Source organism: Neoluteolibacter marinus (genome assembly GCF_014904755.1).
Taxonomy (GTDB): domain Bacteria; phylum Verrucomicrobiota; class Verrucomicrobiia; order Verrucomicrobiales; family Akkermansiaceae; genus Haloferula; species Haloferula marina.
Genome location: NZ_JACZFQ010000097.1, coordinates 185,829 through 207,019, shown reverse-complemented (window position 1 = coordinate 207,019; position 21,191 = coordinate 185,829). Strand labels below are relative to the sequence as shown.

Below are 21,191 nucleotides of genomic sequence, written 5' to 3'. Positions count from 1 at the left end.
GGGGGATTTCCCGTCCGTCTCCGGTGGGACCACGGTGCCGGCGGTGACCTTGCGGGTCGCTGGCCGGACCCAGCGGTGGTCCGGATCGATGCTGGAGACAGGGAATCCGCTAACAACGGGTGGTGATCAAGGTGCCGTTCCCGGCTGCCGCGGCAGCCTCAGCGAGGCGAGACGGTGAAGTGGTAGCTGCCCGCCTTCGCGGCGACGCGCATGCCGTTGCCATCCCGCCCGACCGGCGTGATGCCGGGCGAGTCGGCGACGGGCTTTCCGCCTTCTTTGATCACCTGGTCCGGGGTCGCCGGGAGGCGGATCTCGGCGGTGGTGTTCGGGGGGACGGTGACATCGAGGGTGAAGACCCCGGCGGACACTTTCCACGCCGAGGCGATCCGGCCGTGGACCGAGTCGAAGTGGCCCGCCGCGTGGGTGAGCCCGCCGCCCGGGACCGGCGCGATCGACACCTTGCGGTAGCCGGGTTCCAAGGGCGTGATGCCAAGCACGGTCTCGTAGAGCCATTCGACGCAGGCCCCGTAGGCGTAGTGGTTGAAGGAGTTCATGCTGACGTCGCCGAAGCCACTCTCCATGGTGTAGCTGTTCCAGCGCTCCCAGATGGTGGTGGCTCCCTGGCGGACGGAGTAGCCCCACGACGGATAACTGTCCTTGCGGATCATCGCGTAGGCGAGATCGCTACGGCCTATGTCGGTGAGCACCGGCAGCAAGAGGTTCACGCCGAGGAACCCGGTGCCGAGGTGGCCGTCCCGGGCTTCGATCGCAGCGACGAGATGCTTCGCGGCGGCCTCCCGCTGCACCGGGGTGAGCAGGTCGAACTTGAGGGCGATCAGGTAGCCGGTCTGGGTGTCGTTGCCGATCTTGCCGTCCGCGTGGACGTAGGCTTTCTGAAACGCCTCCCGGATCTCCTCGAAGCGCGCGTGGTATTTCGCGGCATCGTCGCTCTTGCCGAGGCTCGCGGCGAGTCGCGAGACGAGCTCGTTGCTGTGCGCGTGGTAGGCGGTGCCGATCAGTGCCTTGGGCGTGTCGCCGCCGACGGCAAGCCAGTCGCCGAAGCCCTCGTCGGGTCCGAGGTTGTCCGGGGCCTTGGTCCGGCAGAATTCGAGGTGGCGGACCATCGCGCCATAGCTTTTCTCCGCAGTACCAAGGTCGCCGTAGGTCTGGAACAAGGTCCAGGGAACGATCACGCCGGCATCGGCCCAGCCGGGACTCCACATGTCGTGATAGACCGGGGCCATCGCCGGGAAGGCACCGGCGGAACTCTGGGCGTCGGCCATGTCGGTGGTCCATTTCGCGAGGAAGGTGTCCACGTCCATGTTGTAGGCGGCGGTGCGGGCGAAGACCTGGGTGTCTCCGGACCAGCCCATGCGCTCGTCGCGCTGCGGGCAGTCGGTCGGTACCTCGAGGTAGTTCGAGCGCTGGCCCCAGAGGGTGTTGCGGTAGATCGCGTTGATCAGCTCGTCCGAGCACTCGAAGGCTCCGGTCCGCGGGAGGTCGGAACCGACGACGATGCCGGTCAGGGTGTCAGGCGCGGCGGGGGAGGGAAGGCCGCTGATTTCGGCGTAGCGGAAGCCGTGGAAGGTGAAGCGTGGCTCCCAGGTCTCCACGCCGTCGCCCTTGCAAATGTAGGTGTCGGTCGCGCGGGCGGAGCGGAGGTTCTCGGTGTAGAGCGAGCCGTCGGCCTGCAGCATCTCGCCGAAGCGGAGGCGGACCACGGTCCCGGCCGGCGCGTTGATTTTGAGCCGGACCCAGCCGGCGAAGTTCTGGCCGAAGTCGAACAACTGGACGCCCGGCGCGGGCGTGGTGATGCCTTTGGCCGGCAGCTCGCCGGTCCGCCGCACCGGTGGCATGGGGTAGGCTTGGATGACGGCGGGGTCCAGTTCCGCCCCGGTGACCACGGGTTTCCAGGTGGCAGCATCGAATCCAGGAGCATCCCAGCCCGGTGTCTCCAGCCGGGCATCGTAGGTTTCACCGGCAAACATGTCGGCCTCCAGGATCGGCCCGGTGGAGGCGGTCCACGAGTCGTCCGAGCCAACGACCTTCTCGCTGCCGTCGGCGTAGCGAAGGTGCAACTGGGCGCGAAGGCGGGTGTGCTTGCCGTGGCGGTTCTGGCCGAGGATGCTGATGTTGCCCCGGAACCAGCCATCGCCGAGCAGGGCGCCGAGGGTGTTCGGGCCGGCGTGGATCCGAGAGGTCACGTCAAAGCTGCGGTAGTAGAGGCGCTTGGCGTAGTCCGTCCAGCCCGGGGCAAAGTAGGAATCGTCGACCTTTTCGCCGTTGAGCCGCGCTTCCACGTGGCCGAGGGCGGTGACATGGAGGAGGGCACGGACGGGTTTTCCGCGGGCGACGAAGTCCTTCCGCAACCGGGTGGCGGGCAGGTAGGTCTTGGCGTCGGCGCCGGGCTTGAGCTCGCCCCACGGGGCGACCCCGTTGGAGCCAAGGATTGCGGCGGTCGCGAAGTGCTTGCCGTCGCGGGACGACTGCCACTCCTCGCCGGTGGCAAGGCTCAGCTTTCCGCCGTCCGTGAATTCCACGGTGATCGCGCCGAGCAGTCCGGTGGCGGCCTCGCCGTTGTTGACCTCGACGCTCAGTTGGTTCCCGCCTCCCTTGAGATCGCCGGTGATGGACTTGACCCCGACGGTTTTCCACGAGGTGCCGGACAGCGACTTGTTGCCGTTGATGGTTAGAGTGAACTCGTCATCGGCGGTGAAACAGGCCGTGGCGCTGCGGATGGCGCGCCCGGCGGGGAGCCGGAGGCTCGCCCGGAACCAGGACTTGCCCGGCTCGTCGGACGTTCCATGGCGGATCCACGCCGCTCCGCTGAAGGCCTCGATCTGGTCGGGACCCGGATTCCAGGGAAGATTGGCGGCCCGGACGTCGTCGAGGCCGATCCATTCCGCCTGCCAGTCCGATTTTTCCCGCAACCCGACGCCCCAGTGTCCCGTCGCACTCCATTCCGTCGGCTGGTCGTCCTGGTCCCAAAGGCGGACTTTCCAGTAGGCGATCGCATTGGAGGCAAGGCGGGGCCCGGCGTAGGGGATGTGGAGCGAGTCGGCCGAGATGATCTTCCCGCTGTCCCACAGGTCGCCCTCGTTCCGGTCGAGCGCGGAGGGGGAAGAGGCGACAAGAATCCGGTAAGCGCTCTGGGCCGCGGCCCGGGCACTGGATTCCATCCGCCACGACAAGCCGGGGACCCCGTCCACCGCCGTCGGGTTTTCGAGGGCGTTCACCCGCAGGGCGACGGGTTCGACCGCGTCTGCCGGGGTGTGGAGCAAGAGCAAGGGGACGAGTCGGAGGAGGGTTCGGATGCTCATGTAAGAATGGTTACTTGGGTTGAGGTTCCGCTCGTTCAGCAAGAACTGTCAACCTAGGGGAAACCCCAGCGGAACCTGTGGGCCGGAGCGGGGTTCCTTTTCCAACGAATGTTTTCCCGGGGGCGGGGGAGGGTATTTCTCGACCTCGGGGGCAGATGCGGGAAACTGGAATCATGTCCCAAGCGATCATCGACCCCGAGGAAGTCCGGCGTTTTGCGGCGGAACTGAAGCGCTTCAACAACGAAGTGAAGGAGCGGACCTCGTCGCTGATGTCGCGCTTCTCGGCCTTGGGGGACACCTGGCAGGACCAGGAGCACGAGAAGTTCTCGGCGGAGTTTCTTCAAATGATGAAAACGATGAAGCGCTTCATCGAGCTGTCCGACCAGCACACGCCGTATTTGCTGCGCAAGGCGGAACGGATCCAGCAGTACCTCGACCAGCGCTGAACCATGGATGGACAAGCACGAGTGGGATCGGTCGACGCCATCGAGGCGTTCCGCGGGACCTTGATCCGCTACGCGGGAAGGGTCCGGCGGGCCTTGGACGATGTCACCGGCGAGGTGAAGCGGACGCGCGGGTGGCTGGAGACCGAGCAGCGGCAGAAGTGGGAAGGCGAGTACCGGCGCCGGGCGCGGCGGCTGGAGCAAGCAGAGCAGGAGCTTTTCAGCGCGCGGATGTCGGCGATGAAGAACGACAAGAGCGCCCAGCAGATGGCGGTTCACCGCGCCCGCCGGGCGATGGAGGAGGCGGAGGAAAAATTGCGGGTGATCAAGCGCTGGCGGCAGGCTTACGACGCCAGCGTGGAAGCGCTCGCCAAGCAGCTGGAGCCGCTGCACGAGACCGTTTCGCGGCGGATGCCGCGCGGCGTGGTTTCCCTGGATAACACCGTCCGCCATTTGCAGGAATACGCGCAAACCGGGGTGGCTCCGCGGAAGGAAGATGACGGCAAGGAGGGCAGCCCGCCATGAGCCTGGGTGCCAGCAAGTCACTTCTCAACGAGGCGAACCGCGAATTGTTCGCGCAATGGGAGGAAGTTCGCCAAAGTTGGCGCGACGCGAAAGCCGCGGAATTCGACAAGGATTACCTTGCCGAGCTGCCCCAGGCCGTCGCGACCGCCACCCGCATCATCGAGGAGATCGACCTCCTGCTTTCAAAGATTCATGCCGACTGTGATTGACCCCCTCCATCCCGAACATCTCCGCGGCCGCTTGGGCCGCCTGCAGGAATGCGTCTCCTCGATTGCCGGCCGCGAAGCCGCGATGGACCGCACCCACGCCGCCGGCACGCTCGCGGCGAAGCGGCGTTCGACCGCGCGCAAGGAACGGGGTGCCGCGGAGCTGGCGGACCTGAGGGCGCGGTTGGCCGCGGAATCGGGCGCGATGGAGGATGCCGCGATCCGTCGGCATGACAATCTCAAGGCATGGATCCAACGGGCGACCCAGGGCGCCCACGCCGGCTTGGCCCGCCGGGTGCGGGAGTTGAAGGACCGCCAGATCGGACGCCGCCAGGCCGAGACGGTCCGCACCAAGCAAGAGGCGAAGGACCTCTGGGAGCGCGCCCGCCAGGATCACCGGGAGTTCACCCAGGCGGTGGTCGCCGATGGCGAGGAGATCCGCGGGGTGGCGTTGGGAGCCCTCCGGATGATCCGCGGATTCCGGCTTTGGTACGGGTTGATGCTCCGCAAGGGGCGGCTGGTCAAGGTCCCGAAACCCGACGTCGGGCAATCTCGCGAGCAGCTGAAGGCCGAGGGGCGGGAGCAACTTGAGGCGGGCGGCAACCTGCTGCCAGCCTTGGGCCGGAACCCGCTGGCGATGCTGTTCCGCTGGGTTCCGTTGAGCGCCTGGCTGTTGCTGGTGGGCGGGGTTTTTGCGGTGATGATCTTCCGCGCCCCGGACCGGCAGGCCGCGTTCGAGTCGATGGAACAAACCATCACCCTCGCGTTGCTGGTTCCATGTGCCATCTACCTGGTGGCGATGTTCACGCTGTGGCCCGCGGTCCGCCGGATGGCGGCGGCCTTGCAGTCCGGCAGGGTTCTTGGCGCAGCGGCGGTGGCGGTCTCGGAAGCCAAGGTAACGGAACTCGGCGAGTCCCTGAAGCAGCAGCTGGCGAATCAAAGCGAGGGATTGAGCGAAACCCTCCGCGGCAGCGACGAGGTCGCCCAGGAGATGATGCAGGAGGGCCGCCACAAGATCGAGACCCAGGCGGCGCGGCTTCCGGCGAAAGCCGAAGCCTTGCACCGGCGCGATCTCGCCAAGGTCGCGGCGAAACTGGAGCAGGATGAGATGGAGATCGAGCGCTTCGCCGCTGCCGAGGAAGCGGCGCGCGAAGAGGAATTTGCAGCCGGCATGCGGGATGCGGACGAGGCGCGGGAACAGGAACTTGCCGGGCTGGTCGCGGAGTGGGACGAGCAGGTGAAGCCGCTTCACGCGGAACTCGCCGGGCTCGCGGCCGTGGCGGACGAACGTTTTCCGGCGTGGACCGCGGAAGGCATCGACGCGTGGTCGCCGCCCGAAGAGGCGGAGCGCGTGGTGCCCTTGGGTCGCTTGAAAGTTTCGTTGAGGGAGCTGGCTGGCGGGATGCCGGAAAGCAGCCATTTCACCTGGGTGGCGCCGGAGGAATTTGAAGTCCCGCTGGCGCTCGGGTTCCCGGACCGGGCCTCGCTTTCCATCGACGGTGATGCCTCGGCCGCAGCGGCGACCATCAACGAAGCGGTGTTGCGCTTGCTTTCGTCCCACCCGGCGGGGCGGGCGGTTTTCACACTGATCGATCCGGTCGGCCTCGGGAAAGATTTCGCCGGGTTGATGCACCTCGGGGATTACGAGGAGACCTTGATCCACGGCCGGATCTGGACCCAGACGACGCAGATCGAGGAGCGCCTGGCCGAGATCAACGAGCACATCGAGAAGGTCATCCAGATGTACCTTCGCAACGAGTATGAGACTCTCGACGAGTACAACGAGCAGGCCGGCACGGTGGCCGAGAAACACCGCTTCGTGGTGATCTCGGGATTCCCGGCCGGCTTCAGCGAAACGGCCACGAAGCGTCTGCTCAGCATCGCCACCAGCGGCGCGCGCTGCGGCGTCTACCTGTTGATGCATCGCGATGCCACTCAGGCAGTCGAACCCGCCTTGGCCGAGGTCCTCGACAAGGCGTGCCTGCGCCTGATTCCCGAGGGCGACGGCTACCGCGTCGCCGGGCTTCCCGCCGGAGCGGACCGGGCGGTCCTGGCAGCGCCGCCCGCGGGCGACCTGGAGTCGGCCCTGGTGCATCGGCTGGGCAAGGCGAGCATCGACTCGAACCGGGTCGAGGTGCCCTTCAGCCACATCGCGCCGCCGGAAGAGGAGTGGTGGACCCACGGCACCGGCGAGGAGCTGCGGGTGCCGATCGGCCGCAGCGGAGCGAAGAAGTTCCAGTGGCTTGCGCTCGGCAAGGGAACCCGTCAGCACGCCTTGATTGCGGGCAAGACCGGGTCCGGGAAGTCGACCTTGTTTCACGTAATGATCACCAACCTGGCGCTGTTCTGCAGCCCGGACGAGGTGGAGTTCTACCTGGTCGACTTCAAGAAGGGCGTCGAATTCAAGTGCTACGGCAGCAAGCGGCTGCCGCACGCGCGGGTGGTGGCGATCGAGAGCGACCGCGAGTTCGGCCTGAGTGTCCTGCAGCGGGTCGATGACGAACTGCGGCGGCGCGGCGACCTTTTCCGCAAGGCCGGGGCGCAGGATCTGGCCGGCTACCGCAAGGCGGCGGGCGAGCCCATGCCGCGGACCTTGCTGCTGATCGACGAGTTCCAGGAGTTCTTCACCGAGGATGATCCGGTGGCCCAATCCGCGTCCCTGTTGTTAGACCGGATCGTGCGCCAGGGCCGGGCCTTTGGAATCCACGTGATCCTCGGATCGCAGACATTGGGTGGCGCCTACACCCTGGCTCGCGCGACCTTGGGCCAGATGGTGGTGCGCATCGCGTTGCAGTGCAACGAGGCGGATGCCTATCTGATCATGGACGACGACAACCCGGCGCCGCGCTTGCTGACCCGCCCGGGCGAGGGGATTTACAACGACAACGCGGGAGCGCTAGCCGCGAACAGCCCGTTTCAGACGGTGTGGTTGTCGGAGGACGAACGCAACGACCTGCTCGACCGGGTGTCGGAGAAGGCGTCGGGGGCGGGCCTCAAGCCTGCGGCTCCGGTGGTGTTTGAAGGCAACGCGCCGGCTGACATCCGCGCGAACCTTGAATTGGCGGAATTGCTGCACGCCCGGCCGGTGGCGTCGCCGGCCGAGGCGCGGGCATGGCTGGGCGAGCCGAACTCGATCAAGGGGCCGACCGAGGCCCGCTTCGCGCGGCGCAGCGGCAGCCACTTGCTCGTGGTAGGGCAGGCGGACGAGCGGGTCTCGTCGATTTTGGAACTCGCGCAGCTCTCGCTTGCTGCCGGCCAACCGGCCGGAGCGGCCCGTTTCGTGGTCCTCGATGCGGCCGGCGGCAGCAAGAAGTTGGCGGGCTTGCTACCCCACGAGGTGAAGATCGTGGGGACGGCGGGCGTGGCGGAGGCTTTTGCCGAACTTGCGGAGGAGTTGGAACGACGGTCCGGTGGCGAGGGCGATGCCGCCCCGATCTTCGTGCTGGTCCACGGCTTGCAGCGCTTCAAGAAGCTGCGGCAGGAGGATGATTTCCTGTTCTCGATGGACGACGGCCCGAAAGGGCCCGAGCCGTCGAAAGTCTTCGCGGACATCGCCAGTGAGGGCGGCGCACTCGGCATTCACCTGCTGGTCGGAATCGACACCTGGAACAACGTCAGCCGCTGGATCCCGCGCAAGGTGATGGCGGAGTTCGAGATGCGGGTCCTGTTCCAGATGAGTGCCAACGATTCGGCGAATCTCATCGACTCGGCAGCCGCCGGCAGTCTCGGGTTGCACCGGGCGCTCTTTTACAATGAAGCGTTGGGGACCGAGGAGACCTTCCGTCCTTATGCCGACCCGGAAGGGGAGTGGTGGCAGGATTGCGCGGACTTAATGAAGGCCGAGGAAGTCGGGACGAGCTGATGGTGGCGGTTCGTCCGCACATCTGCCTCCATCCGTCAAAAATCAGGAACCTGCTCCCGCGGGGAAATCCCGTCTCAGAAGCCGATCATCGAGACCAGTTCCTCGTCGCTGTATTTCGCGAGGTGATCGGAGGCGGCGAGGAAGATCTCGGTTTCGTAGTCCTCCTGGAGATCCGCCAGCGACGGGTCCGCCGCAACCGACCGGGCGACCTCGGTGGCGGGGCGGCCGGGATCGGAATTCAGCACGAAAACCATGGCTGCCACCGCGGCGGCTCCCGCCAAGGCGCTGCCGATGGAAACCGGCAGGATCAAACGGCTCCACCAAGGCTTTGCCGGTTCCTCGAGCCGTGCGGCGCGAAGCACGTTGGCTGCAAAGTTCGGTCCGGGCCGGGTGGCCGGGCTCTGGCGAAGGAGCTCCCAGAGGGGGTCCTTTTCCAAATCACCGTTGTTCGAGTCGTGCTTCATGAGGAGTGGAAGGCAGTTTCTACGCCGGGTAACCCGGCTGCGAGGGAAAAGTTGCGTGGCGGCATTCAAACGCCCCGCCGGTCGCCCCACAACCGGACATGGAGGCGGTCGCAGAAGCGCCAGCCATGCCGGAGGCAGGGCTCGACGAGCTCCAGCGCGTGGCGGTCGAGTTCGCCGGCGGTGCGGCCTTCCGGCATCACCAGCACCTTGTCCGCGGGGATGCCGTGGGTGGCGAGGAAGCCGTCGATCTCGTCGAGGTCGCCGCGATGGCAGGCGACGAACTTGAACCACGCCTTGGGATCGGCGGCGAAGCCGGCGAGGACCGCGGGGACCGTGCGGAGACCGGCGTCCATGCCGGAGTTCGCCAATTTCGGCGAGACATTGAATTGGTTCACGGCCTCCCGGAAGGCGGCCGTGGGCATCCGGGTGCCGTTGGTCTCGACCTCGAAAACATAGCCGGGATCGATGGCGCGCAGTCCGCGGATGACCTCCAGCCAGTCGTCCTGCTGGAGCAGTGGTTCACCGCCGGTCAGAACCACCCGCCGGCACGGGAACCTGGCGACTTGAGCGACGATTTCATCCGCGGTGCACTCGATCGTCACGTCCGCCTTGCGGTGCTTGCGGTAGGCGGGGTCGGCGTCCTTGTCGTGCGGCCACGGGGTGCCCTCGAAGTTCCAGGTGTGGTCCGTGTCGCACCAGCGGCAGTGGAGATTGCACAGGGCGGCGCGGATGAAGACGGCAGGCAGGCCGGCGGACACGCCCTCACCCTGCAGGGTGTGGAAGATTTCCGGGCCGTCGTTGAGGCGCGCGAGGAGCATGGCGGGAGGATGACCGGGGAGATCGGCAGGTCCAACCCCGAACATCGAAAGGCCTTGAGAAGCGGCTCGCGGCCGCCTTTAGGTTCTGTCCATGAGCATCATCACCGGCCGGGGCGACGAGGGCGAAACCGATCTGTTGTTCAACCGCAGGATCGGCAAGACGTCGCGACGGGTCGAGGTGCTGGGGACGGTCGACGAACTCAACGCCGCGCTCGGGCTGGCCCGGGCTGCCGGCGCGAATCAGGAGGTGGAAGGGGTGATCGATCGCGTGCAAGAGCTGCTGGTGGCGCTGATGGGGCAGTTCGCCTGCTTGCCGGAGGACGAGGCGAGATACGCCGCCGCCGGGTATGCCGCGGTCGGCGAGAGCGACTTGGAGTGGGTCGAAGCGACGGCCCGGGACTTCGAACGGCGCGGGGTGGTGTTCAAAGGCTGGGCCCGGCCCGGGGTGGAGCATTCGCTGGCACGGGCGGGGATGGACCTGGCCCGGACGACCGCCCGGCGGGCCGAACGGTCCGTCTTGCTGCTCCATGAAGGCGGGGAGGACGTCCCGCGGGTTCTCCGCCTTTTCTTCAACCGTCTGTCAGATCTCCTGTGGATTCTTGCCCGTTCGGCCTGAGGATTACCCAGGTGGCGCCCCAGCCGCCGGCTGCAGCCGGATAATGGAACTCCTCGACCTCGGGGAGCCGCCGCAGCAAGGCGTGGACGCCTTCCCTCAAGGTGCCGGTTCCCTTGCCGTGGATCACCCGCACCCCGTGGATGCCAAGCCGCCGGCACTCTCCGAAGTACTCGGGCAGCAGCTCGCCGATCTCGGAGGGCCGGAACGTGTGCAGGTCGAGTTCGTGGGTGATCGGAAGGCGGTGCGGCTCGTCGCTCACCCCGGGATTCTCGCTGATCCAGTGCCCGGATCCAAGTCCTCGCCCGAGATATTGATTTTTGCCTTTGCAAGCGTCCGGCCTTCGCTTAGTTCTCCCGCCCGCCGGTAAAATGGTGGCCGTAGTTCAATGGTAGAGCCCCAGATTGTGATTCTGGTTGTTGCGGGTTCGAGTCCCGTCGGTCACCCCACCTTCTTTTTCGGAAGCACGGGTAGCTTTGGTTGAAGGAGGCGGAAGCGGATGGATTCACCGTATGGAAAGCCTCGAGAGTCGACTCGGATACAAGTTCCGCAATTCGCTTCTGTTAGCCGAAGCGATGACCCATCCGAGCTTGGCTTACGAGTCGCAGCGGCCGCACTTTGACAACCAGCGGCTTGAGTTTTTGGGCGATGCGGTGCTCCAGCTGATCCTGACCGAGGATCTTTTCAAGATGTTCCCGGACTTCCCGGAAGGGCGCCTGACCAAGCTGCGCTCGCAGCTCGTGTCGCGCCGCGCACTGGCGCGTTTCGCCCTGACCATCGACCTCGGCAGCTACGTGTTGCTGGGGAAGGGCGAGGAAGCCACCGGCGGCCGCCGCAGGATGTCGACGCTGGCCGACGGCTTCGAGGCGCTGATCGGCGCGGTTTACCTCGATATCGGATATGACGGCGCGCGCGACCTCGTGCTGCGGCTGTTCCAGGCCGAGATCGAGGCGCTTGCCGGCAGCCCCGAGGAGCGGAATCCCAAGGGCGAGCTGCAGGAATCGCTGCAGGCGATCCACCCGCAGGCCCCGTCCTACCGCGTGCTCGGCGAGTCCGGGCCGGACCATCGCAAGGTGTTCCAGGCCGAAGTCTCGTGGCGCGGCCAGGTGCTGGCGACCGGTAAAGGCAAGAGCAAGAAGGAAGCCGAGGCGCGTGCCGCCAGCGAGGCGCTCAGGACGCGCTTGTGGGAGAAGTCCTGAATCCCGTGGTTCACCAGCCGCCTTGTTCATGGCGGCAATCCGGGGAGCGGCTGCTAGGGCGATTCCACCGCGTGGATGCTGATGCCGTGTTCCTGGCAAAGCCGGGAAATCGTGTCGCGTTCCAACAGCAAGGTCTTCCGCGCTTCGACCGCGATCGCCCGCACTCCGGCGCCAAGGCAGGTCTCGATGGTTTGCGGTCCGACCACCGGGACGTCGAAGCGGAAGTCCTGGTTGGGCTTCGACACCTTCACCAGCATCACGTCCTTGCCACGGCCGAGTTCACCGCCGCGGCGGATGCAGGCGTTGGTGCCTTCGAAGGCTTCGACCGCGAGCACCGTGCCGTGACGGACGACGACCGTCTGGCCAATGTCGAGCCGGCTGGATTCCTTGGCGATGCGGAACCCGAAGGCCGCGTCTTCCAGCTGGCGCTTCTTCATCGGCGGACCGCAGACGGGGCCGGGCGCGGGCAGCAGGTCTTCGAGGAACGTCGTGGCGGGCAGCAGCTCGATCCCGTCCTTCGCCAGTTCCTCGCCGATGCCGCCGAAAAGCGACTCGGCGTTGCGCTCCTTCAGGCGGGCCAGGAGCATCAAGGTGCGGAGGTCGGGGCGGAGGTCGAAGAGGTTCTTCGGCGCGATCTGGCCGACCATGATCGCTTCCGTGGCTTTCTGTGCCTTGAAGAATTTGATCATCTTGCCGAGCTGGCCGACCCGGAACCACTCCGACGCGTCCACCAGGTCGAGGAAATCGGGCGCGGTTTCGTCATGAAAAGCCGCTGCGACAAGTCGCACGTCGGGACATTTGGACCGGGCCGCACGGGCGAAGGTTTCCGGGTAAACGCCGTTGCCCGCGATGATGCCGATTGTCCGTGTGTCCGCCATGCCTCGAAACCCGGAGGGGGATACCCCGTAGCGGCTGTGGGACTCGAACCCACACTCGTTAGAACTCGATTTTGAGTCGAGCGCGTCTACCAATTCCGCCAAGCCGCCCTTGGGTGACGGGGATGTAATGGAGGCCGGGCCGGACAGGCAAGCGGCAAGTCGCATCAACTGGGAAAAGAGTGCCCCGCCCCGGCGAGCCCGGATTCTCCCCCCAGATCACCCGGGTTCTGACCCGGGACGAAGCACGGGAACTATCGCAATTCTGGCGCCTTCGGCAACACCGATCCATGGCGATGAAGTGTTTCCGTCACCGCTTGTTCACGATAAAAGGCCAAAAGTTCGATTTTTCCGGAGAAAACCGGCCGATTCGACACCAGACGGACACCCGCCGCGGTGGCAGCCACCCGGATTCCGGGCGTGGCACCGGGGGCCCGGAGGACGGCACAACCGCAAGCCGCGAGCCGGGCGGCGAGCTCCGCGTCGGTCTCCTGCACGAAGGGCAGGCGTCCACCGGGGATCGACGTTCCGGCGGGTAGAGAGATCTCCAGTTCCAGGCCGGCCGCCGTCGCGGCCAGGATCATCCGCGCGAGTTCAAGGTGGTTGCCATTGCCCCGGATCACGCAGCGCGGGAACGGGCGGTAGCGGAAGATGTTCGATTCGCACTCAAGCCCGGACGGGTCGTGTTCGATGTCGAACTCGCGTTCGATCCACCACGCATCGCTGCCGGCGGCGGCGGCCAGCGAATCGAGATCCGCGCCCTCGAAGTGATGGCGGAAACTTCCAAGTAGTTCGTTGATCCGTGGCGACGGCGTGGCACGGAGTTGTGGCAACCCCTCGTTGTGCCAGTGCACGAAGAGCGGGACATAGTTCGGCCCGCCGGCCTTGGCTCCAGATCCGAAACACGACCGCTTCCAGCCGCCGAAGGGCTGGCGCTGGACGATCGCCCCGGTGATCGGCCGGTTGATGTAGGCATTGCCGACCTCCACCTTCTCGCGCCAGCGGGCGATCTCACGGCGGTCGAGCGAATGAATCCCGCCGGTGAGGCCGAAGTCCGAGTCGTTCTGGATCTGGATCGCGTGGTCCAGATCGAGGGCGCGGACGACCCCCAGCACCGGGCCGAAGCATTCGGTGCTCCGGAACCAGCCGTCGGGGCGCACGCCCAGCTTGATGCCGGGCGACCACAGGCAGGGGTTGCCGTCGATCATCTTCGGCTCGAGCAGCCACTCCTCGCCGGGTTCAAGCCGGGTGAGGGCACGGCCCAAGGCATCGCCGGGTTCGCGGACGACGGGCGTGACGATCGAGTCGTAGTCCCACGCGGAGCCCGTTTTCAATGAGGCAGCGGCGTCCCGCAGGCGGCGCCGGAAGCCGGGGTCGTCGTATAGTTCCGCTTCGACGATGGCCAGCGACGCCGCGGAGCACTTCTGCCCGGCGTGACCGAAGGCGCTTTTCACCAGGTCCTTCACCGCCAGGTCGGGATCGGCCGCCGCGGTGATGATCAGCGCGTTCTTGCCCGACGTCTCGGCGAAGAGCGTGAGCTCCGGCTTCCAGGACAGGAACATCCGCGCCGTTTCATAGGCGCCGGTCAGGACCACCGCGCTGATGCGGGCGTCGGTGACGAGGGAGCGCCCGATCTCGTTGTCGGGGCAGGGGACGAACTGCAGGACCTCGCGCGGCACGCCGGCGTCCCACAGGGCGTTGACCATCACCCAGGCGGTGAGCTCCGTCTCGGGCGCGGGTTTCAGGATGACGGTGTTGCCGGCGGCCAGCGCGGCGAGGATGCCGCCGCAGGGGATGGCGTAGGGGAAATTCCACGGCGGGGTGACCAGCACGGTGCCCAGGGGTTCGCAGCCGAGGCCGTCGAAGGTGCCCTCGCGGGAAAAACTGCGGGCGTAGTAGTCGGCGAAATCGATCGCCTCGCTGATTTCCGCGTCGGCTTCCATCACCGACTTGCCGGCGTCGAGGACCATCGTGGCGATCGCGTCCCCGCGGCGGGAGGCGATGACCGCGGCGACCTCCCGCAGGATGCCGGCACGGGCTTCCCAGCCCGCATCCCGCCATGACGCCCTCGCAGACACCGCCACCTCGAGAGCGCGCTCGATCTCGTCGCGACCGGCGAGGGCATGGCGGTAGGGGATGTGTCCCGGCCGCGAGGGATCGCTTGCCTCGGTGCTCGAAGGGCCCGGGATGAATGCCCCGCCGATCTGCAGCGGGACCAGAGCAAGTTCGCGCAGTTTCATTGCATCGACCCGCTCGCGGACCCAGCGGACGTTGGCGGGCAGCGACCAGTCGGTGTCCGCCTCGTTCCCGAAGTTGTCTCCGGGCAGTGTGGCGGGCCGTTGCCCGGTCGCACGGTCCTGGAGGCGTTGGGGCCCGGACGGAAGTCCGTGCATCATCGCGCACGCTTCGAGGAAGCGTCCTTTTTGCCGGCTCCAGGCTTCGTCGCCCGGCGACATGCTGAACAGGTCGTGGAGGAAGTTCTCCGGCGAGGTGTTTTCATCGAGCCGGCGGATCAGGTAGGCGATGGCGCTGTGGAAGTCCTCGCGGTTCACCACCGGGGCGTAGAGCAGCAGACCTTCCGCGGCATCCCGGACCACCCGTGCCTGATGGTTCGCCATGCCTTCCAGCATCTCGAACTCGACACGGTCGTCCACCCCTTCGCGGCTCCGCAACAGCAGGCCGTAGGCGATGTCGAAGAGGTTGTGGCTGGCGATGCCAAGCCGGACCGCCCGCGTGACTTCTTTCCGGCAACCCTCGTGGAGCATCCGCTTGAAGTTGGCATCGACCTCGGCCTTCGAATGATACGGCGCGAGCGGCCAGTCGTGGATCTCTGCATCCACCTTTTCCATCGCGAGGTTGGCGCCCTTGACGATGCGGATCTTGATCCCGGCCCCGCCCGCATCGACCCGGGCGAGGGCCCAGGCATTGAGTTCGCGTTGCACCGGCAGCGCGTCCGGCAGGTAGGCCTGGAGGACGATTCCCGCCTCGAGCTCCTTGAACTCCGGCTCTTCCAGTAGTTCCCGGAAGGCACTGCAGGTCAGCCGCAGGTCGCGGTATTCCTCCATGTCGAGGTTGACGAACTTCGGGCTGCCGTCGGCCCGGCGGTGTTCCATCGCGGCACGGTAGAGCCGGCGCAGCCGCTTCTTGATTTCGAACAGGGTTTCGTCCAGGGCGACCAGGTGGATCTGGCTGAAGATCGCCGAGATCTTCACCGAGATGTAGTCGATTTCAGGGTCCGCGAGCCGGGCGAGGTTCGCTTCCAGCCGGTGTTTCGCCTCTTCTTCGCCGAGAACGGCTTCTCCGAGCTGGTTGAGGTTCATCTTCATCCCCGCGCGGCGGCGGCGGGCGAGGTGCGAGTGGAGCTGCCGTTCTTCCGCGGGAAGAATCACGGAAGAGCTTTCCCGCCGCATCTGGCCGGCGACCAGGGGCATCACCACCTGGGGTGCGACCGATGAGGCGATCCCGCCCAGGCGCATCGCGATGCGGGACGCCGGTGGCAGATACTCCGGCACGCCGTAGTCGGCGATCAGGTCGCGGAAGCACTTCGCCTCACGGGACGCCGAAAGCGGACGGAACACCTGGTCGGCCATGGCGAAGGTGAAGGCCTTCCCGGGGGCGTCGTCCATCAGGGCCGCCATCTGCCGGGCCTGGCCCCGTTCGCCGTGGGTCTGGACCCTGATGGCGGCGGCGAGAAGTTCCATCGCCAGGGCGACCGCGTCCTGGGCCAGGTCGTCCTCCCGGGGCTTGGATTTGGAAGGGGAATTCATGATCTCACGGACGCCATTCATAACCTTCAATCTACCACGCCGGTCTTGACCGCGATCGACATCGGCGTCGGGACAACTGGCAAATTACCGTGGGATTCCGGCCGTCAAAACAATGTCAAGGAGCCGCAAGAATCCCACATTCGTGCGGTAGCCGGAACGCCGATCCGATGGAATAGTGCCTTGGCTCTCACGTATGTTGAGAAACCCAAGCCCCTTCTCTTTGAGATGCGTTTCAATTTTTTCACGTTCCTCGCCCTCGGATGTCTCGTCTCCTCGTGCCGCGAAAGCCGGAAGCCGGTTGCCGCCGGTGATCCGGCCGAAACCATGAGGGAACGGCCGGACGACGGTGGTCTGGGAGCGGCGAGCGGGGCGATCGCCACGACGGCGGGTCACGGCCCGATTTCTTTCAACGAGTCGATCCAGCCGCTGATGTCGGAGGCCTGCTACCACTGCCACGGGCCGGACAGCGGAACCCGGGAACCGAAGGACGATCCGCTGCGCCTTGATCGCGAGGAGGACGCTTTCGCGAAGCGGAAGGACGGTAAGGCGGCGATTGTTCCCGGCAAGCCGGATGAGTCGTCGCTGGTCCAAGTCATTCGCAGCGCCGACCCCGATGTCCGGATGCCGCCACCGAAGTCGCATCGCCAGCTGAAGCCGGACGAGATCGACTTGTTAGAGCGCTGGGTCGCGGAGGGGGCGGTATTCGAGGAGCACTGGGCCTTCGTTCCCCCGGTGAAGAAGTCGCCCCCGGAACAGGAGGGGGATCGCTGGTCGCGGAATCCGATCGACCGTTTCATCCTCGAGAAGCTGCGGGCCAACGGATTGCAACCGGCTCCGCCGGAGGACCCGCGGGTGCTGATCCGGCGGGCGACGCTCGACCTCACCGGGCTGCTGCCCGAACCGGGGGATGTCGAGGCCTTCGCCGCAAATCCGTCCGATGAAGCCTACGAGGCGTATCTGGACAAACTCCTGCAATCGCCGCGCTACGCGGAGCACCGTACCCGCTACTGGCTCGACTACGTACGCTATGCCGACACCCACGGCCTGCACTTCGACAACCTCCGCTCGATCTGGCCTTATCGCGACTATCTCATCCGGTCCTTCCAGCGGAACAAGCCGTTCGACCGCTTCGTCACCGAGCAGCTCGCCGGCGACCTGTTACCCGCGAAGTCGATGGATGAGCTGATTGCCACCGGCTACATCCGTTCGAATGTCTCGACCAACGAGGGAGGGACGATTCCGGAGGAGATCCAGGTCAATAACACCCGTGACCGCGCGGAGGCCTTCGGCGGGGCCTTCCTCGGCCTCACCGTCGGCTGTGCGGCGTGCCACGACCACAAGTTCGATCCGATCTCAACCAAGGACTTCTACAGCCTCGGAGCCTTCTTCAACAACACGGCCGAAAAGTCGTGGGACGAGAACATCCAGGATCCCGCGCCGGTGCTGCGGATTCCCCCGGCCGCCAGGATTCCGGAACTCGAGCAGGCCCTCGCGCGGCGCCATGATCCGGCGGCCCGCTACGAGCAGTTGCGAGGCAATGTCGAATCGGTGTTCCGCGAGTCGTTGGCAGCCGGGCTGAAGCCCGAGCCGGTGTCGCCGGACGGCCTCGAGGTTCGCCTCAAGTTCGACGAAGGGGCGGGGGATGTGGTGAAGAATTCCGCACCGGATGCACGCCCGGCATCCTACAAGGTGGAGACCAACCCCCTGGCATGGGGCGAGAACTCATGGCTGTGGCCCTCGATGCGGATGGACATCAACAGCCGGCTCGCCCTGCCGGAACAAGGCGACTTCGAGGCCGACCAGGCGTTCAGCGCGTCGTTCTGGGCGATGACGCGGGTCAAGACCGGCAATGCTGACACCGGCACCGGCTCGATGTTGTCGCGGATGGGCGACATGCAGCGCAACGCCCACCGCGGGTGGGACCTGTTCCTGGAGGGCGGCAAGTTCATCGTCCATATCGTCCACCGCTGGCCCGAGAATGCCATCCGGGTCGAGAGCGAGCCCTTCCCCCGCGGCAACTGGCAGCATGTCGGTTTCACCTACGACGGTTCCTCGAAGGCGGCCGGAGTGAAGATTTTCGTCGATGGCCGCGAGGTGCCGGTCCGCATCACCAATGATTCGCTGCAGCCCGGACAGACGATCCGCACCGACGTGCCGCTTCACGTCGGCCGGCGCGAGGACACCCAGCCGCTGCGCGAGACCCGCTATCAGGACCTCCGCGTCTATCACCGGGCGCTCACGCCGGACGAGTTCGCGCGATTGCCCTACGAGGACCTCGCTTCCGAGATTCTTGGGCGCGAGCCGGACAGCTCGAAGTGGACGAGCGACGAGAAGTTCGTCGTCTACAACCAGTGGTTCCTCGGCCGGGCCTACCCCGAGGCCGCGGCCCTGAGATCGGAGCTGGCGCGGATCGACAGTGAGATCGCCGCGATCACCAAGGACGGCGTGCCGACGCTGATCGCCCGCGAGAAGGAGTCGCCCGCCTATGCCTCGGTGCTGAACCGCGGCGTTTATAGCTCGCGCAAGGAGCGGGTCGGTGCCGCCACGCCACACTTCCTGTCGCCGATGAACGATGGATTGCCGGGCAACCGCCTCGGGCTAGCCCAGTGGCTGTTCCAGGGGGATCAGCCCCTGCTCGGCCGGGTCACGGTCAACCGCATGTGGCAGGAGCTGTTCGGGACCGGCATCGTCGAGACCGCCGACGACTTCGGGATCATGGGCACGCGGCCGAGCCATCCGGCCCTGCTCGACTGGCTGGCGGTCGAGTTCCGCGAATCCGGATGGGATGTGCGGCACATGTACAAACTGATGCTCATGTCGGCGACCTACCGCCAGGGCAGTGCGGTCACCGCGGAGAAGCTGGAGAAGGACGACAAGAACCGGCTGCTGTCACGGGGGCCGCGCTTCCGCATGGATGCCGAGATGCTGCGCGACAGTGCCCTGCAGGCGTCGGGGCTGCTGGTGGAGAAGATCGGCGGTCCGCCGGTGAAGCCGTATCAACCCGCAGGGATCTGGGATGCTGTTTCGATGCCGGAGTCGAACACCAAGAAATATGAAGCCGACCACGGCGAGAACCTCTACCGGCGTTCGATGTATTCGTTCTGGAAGCGCTTCGCCCCGCCGCCGTCGCTGGAGACCTTCGACGCCCAGGCGCGGGAGGTCGTGTGCACCCGCCGCGCCCGCACCAACACGCCCTTGCAGGCGCTGGTCACGATGAACGACCCGCAGTTCGTGGAGGCGGCACGCAAGCTCGCGGAGCGCGCGATCAAGGCGGTGGCCGACGACAACGGGCGCATCGACTTCATGGCAAAGACAACCCTCGGCCGCGGCCTGCGCGCCTCCGAGCTGCCGGCCTTCACCCGCAGCCTCGGCACCTTCCGCGCGCACTTTTCCGGCCGGCCGGACGAAGCCGCCGGGCTGCTTTCGACCGGCGAATCCCCGGTCGATGCCGCGCTGCCGCCGGCCGAGATCGCGACCTGGACGATGGTCGCGAACCAGTTCCTCAACCTCGACGAGTACGTCACGAAATGAACCATTCACCTTTCATGCACGCTTGCTCCGATCACTCGGGGGAAGGTCCGTCGGTCCTCGATCTCCCGCTTCCGGCCGATGTGAAGCGCCGCTGGCTCGAGCTCGCGACGCGGCGGCAGTTTCTCGGGCGTTCGGGGAAGGCCTTGGCCTGGGCGGGGCTGGCGAACCTGATGGCGAGCCGCTCGCAGGCTTCGGAGCCGGCACACGGCGCGATGCTGCCGAATTTCGCACCCAAGGCGAAACGGGCGATCTACCTTTACATGGCCGGCGCGCCTTCCCAGTTCGAAACCTGGGACTACAAGCCGGATCTGGCCAAGCGCTTCGACCAGGACTTGCCGGAGTCGGTGCGCGGCGGTCAGGTGCTGACCGGGATGACCGCGTCTCAGTCGAGGCTGCCGATCGCGCCGAGCTTTTTCGGATTCAAGCAATACGGCCAGGCCGGACACTGGGTTAGCGACCTGTTGCCCCACACCGCGGCGGTGGCGGATGAGTTCGCGGTGATGAAGTCGCTGCACACGGATGCGATCAACCACGAACCGGCGATCCTGCTGGCGAACTCCGGCAGCATGATCCAGGGCAAGCCGTCGATCGGTGCGTGGCTTTCGTACGGTCTCGGGTCCATGAACGAGGACCTGCCGACCTTCGTGGTGCTCACCTCGAAGCTGCCGCTGTTCGTGAACATCCAGGCGCTTTCGTCGCGGTTGTGGTCGTCGGGATTCCTGTCGCCCGAGCATGCGGGGGTGGCACTGCGCTCCGGCGGTGATCCGGTGATCCACCTTTCCAACCCGAAGGGCGTCAGCCGCGAGCTGCGCCGGGCGATGATCGACGGCGTCAACGACATGAACCGGCAACTGCTGGAACGCATCGGCGATCCGGAAACGAATGCGCGGATCTCGCAGTACGAAATGGCGTTCCGCATGCAGGCCTCGGTGCCCGAACTCACCGACCTGTCGGACGAGCCGGAGTCGATCTGGGAGATGTATGGCCCGAAGGCGAAGGAGCCGGGGACCTATGCCTACAACTGCCTGATGGCGCGCCGCATGGCGGAACGCGGCGTCCGCTTCACCCAGATCTTCCACCGCGGCTGGGACACCCACCTCGACCTGCCGAACCGGATGAAGATCCTCTGCGAGGACATCGACCGGCCGACCGGCGCGCTGATCGCCGACCTGAAGCAGCGCGGTCTTCTCGACGACACCCTGGTGATCTGGGGCGGGGAGTTCGGCCGCACCGTCTACTCCCAGGGCGGGCTGGCGCGGGATAACTACGGCCGCGACCATCATCCGCGCTGCTTTTCGATGTGGATGGCCGGCGGCGGCGTCAAGCCGGGGGCGGTTCACGGCGAGACCGACGATTTCTCCTACAACATCGTCAAGGATCCCATGCATGTCCGCGATCTCAACGCGACCATCCTGCATCTGTTAGGAGTCGATCACGACAAGCTCACCTTCAAGTTCCAGGGGCTCGAGCAAAAGCTCACGGGGGTGGAGGCGGCGAAGGTGGTGAAGGAGATCATCGCATGACATCTTTCGTCGAAGACTCCCGCGCCGTGTCACCGTAGGGATGGG

Annotated in this window: 14 protein-coding genes and 2 tRNA genes; 9 read left to right on the top strand and 7 right to left on the bottom strand. The window is 66.2% G+C overall.

Features of this window, described 5'->3' with window-relative positions; all coding sequences use genetic code 11:
• Positions 1-158 precede the first annotated feature (158 nt).
• Positions 159-3,320, bottom strand: coding sequence for a glycoside hydrolase family 78 protein (locus IG178_RS19405; protein ID WP_193214237.1), 3,162 nt, complete (start codon positions 3,318-3,320; stop codon positions 159-161).
• A gap of 173 nt (positions 3,321-3,493) precedes the next feature.
• On the opposite strand from IG178_RS19405, the gene IG178_RS19400 reads away from it, so the two are divergent.
• The 4 genes from IG178_RS19400 to IG178_RS19385 are packed head-to-tail and all read left to right on the top strand — an operon-like array spanning position 3,494 to position 8,356.
• Positions 3,494-3,766: a WXG100 family type VII secretion target gene (locus tag IG178_RS19400; RefSeq protein ID WP_193214236.1), complete on the top strand. Its 273-nt coding sequence runs from the start codon at positions 3,494-3,496 to the stop codon at positions 3,764-3,766.
• A gap of 3 nt (positions 3,767-3,769) precedes the next feature.
• Positions 3,770-4,288 (top strand): hypothetical protein, encoded by a 519-nt coding sequence (locus tag IG178_RS19395; RefSeq protein ID WP_193214235.1) that lies wholly within the window; start codon positions 3,770-3,772, stop codon positions 4,286-4,288.
• Positions 4,285-4,497 carry a hypothetical protein gene (locus IG178_RS19390; RefSeq protein ID WP_193214234.1) on the top strand — a complete coding sequence of 71 codons (213 nt, stop codon included), beginning with the start codon at positions 4,285-4,287 and terminating at the stop codon, positions 4,495-4,497. Before IG178_RS19395 ends, IG178_RS19390 begins: the two co-directional genes overlap by 4 nt.
• Positions 4,481-8,356: an FtsK/SpoIIIE domain-containing protein gene (locus tag IG178_RS19385; RefSeq protein ID WP_193214233.1), complete on the top strand. Its 3,876-nt coding sequence runs from the start codon at positions 4,481-4,483 to the stop codon at positions 8,354-8,356. The genes IG178_RS19390 and IG178_RS19385 overlap by 17 nt, the downstream gene beginning before the upstream one ends.
• A gap of 74 nt (positions 8,357-8,430) precedes the next feature.
• On the opposite strand, the gene IG178_RS19380 is transcribed toward IG178_RS19385, so the two are convergent.
• Positions 8,431-8,820, bottom strand: coding sequence for a hypothetical protein (locus IG178_RS19380; RefSeq protein ID WP_193214232.1), 390 nt, complete (start codon positions 8,818-8,820; stop codon positions 8,431-8,433).
• A 65-nt stretch (positions 8,821-8,885) separates the two neighbouring features.
• A complete protein-coding gene (locus tag IG178_RS19375) occupies positions 8,886-9,638 on the bottom strand; it encodes a 7-carboxy-7-deazaguanine synthase QueE (protein WP_193214231.1) in 753 nt (250 codons plus the stop codon).
• Positions 9,639-9,729: 91 nt separating this feature from the next.
• On the opposite strand from IG178_RS19375, the gene IG178_RS19370 reads away from it, so the two are divergent.
• Positions 9,730-10,254 (top strand): cob(I)yrinic acid a,c-diamide adenosyltransferase, encoded by a 525-nt coding sequence (locus IG178_RS19370; protein ID WP_193214230.1) that lies wholly within the window; start codon positions 9,730-9,732, stop codon positions 10,252-10,254.
• Here the strand turns inward: IG178_RS19370 and IG178_RS19365 are convergent.
• Entirely contained in the window at positions 10,208-10,513 is a 306-nt protein-coding gene (locus IG178_RS19365) for a Smr/MutS family protein (RefSeq protein WP_193214229.1), read from the bottom strand. The two genes, IG178_RS19370 and IG178_RS19365, sit on opposite strands and share 47 nt — an antisense overlap.
• 112 nt (positions 10,514-10,625) lie before the next feature.
• On the opposite strand from IG178_RS19365, the gene IG178_RS19360 reads away from it, so the two are divergent.
• Positions 10,626-10,700 (top strand) — tRNA-His (locus tag IG178_RS19360).
• Between the two features lie 63 nt (positions 10,701-10,763).
• Positions 10,764-11,450: a ribonuclease III gene (rnc, locus tag IG178_RS19355; RefSeq protein WP_193214228.1), complete on the top strand. Its 687-nt coding sequence runs from the start codon at positions 10,764-10,766 to the stop codon at positions 11,448-11,450.
• 53 nt (positions 11,451-11,503) lie between these two features.
• Here rnc and IG178_RS19350 read toward each other — a convergent pair whose 3' ends face one another.
• The 3 genes from IG178_RS19350 to IG178_RS19340 all read right to left on the bottom strand — a co-directional run bounded on the left by IG178_RS19350 (position 11,504) and on the right by IG178_RS19340 (position 16,092).
• Positions 11,504-12,328 (bottom strand): LpxI family protein, encoded by an 825-nt coding sequence (locus tag IG178_RS19350; RefSeq protein WP_193214227.1) that lies wholly within the window; start codon positions 12,326-12,328, stop codon positions 11,504-11,506.
• 28 nt (positions 12,329-12,356) lie between these two features.
• A tRNA-Leu gene (locus tag IG178_RS19345) sits at positions 12,357-12,436 on the bottom strand.
• Positions 12,437-12,579: 143 nt separating this feature from the next.
• Positions 12,580-16,092: a bifunctional proline dehydrogenase/L-glutamate gamma-semialdehyde dehydrogenase gene (locus IG178_RS19340; protein ID WP_193214226.1), complete on the bottom strand. Its 3,513-nt coding sequence runs from the start codon at positions 16,090-16,092 to the stop codon at positions 12,580-12,582.
• Between the two features lie 324 nt (positions 16,093-16,416).
• Here IG178_RS19340 and IG178_RS19335 point away from each other — a divergent pair, with 324 nt between their 5' ends.
• Positions 16,417-19,623, top strand: coding sequence for a DUF1553 domain-containing protein (locus tag IG178_RS19335; RefSeq protein ID WP_193214225.1), 3,207 nt, complete (start codon positions 16,417-16,419; stop codon positions 19,621-19,623).
• Entirely contained in the window at positions 19,620-21,146 is a 1,527-nt protein-coding gene (locus IG178_RS19330; RefSeq protein WP_226895597.1) for a DUF1501 domain-containing protein, read from the top strand. Before IG178_RS19335 ends, IG178_RS19330 begins: the two co-directional genes overlap by 4 nt.
• Positions 21,147-21,191 lie beyond the last annotated feature (45 nt).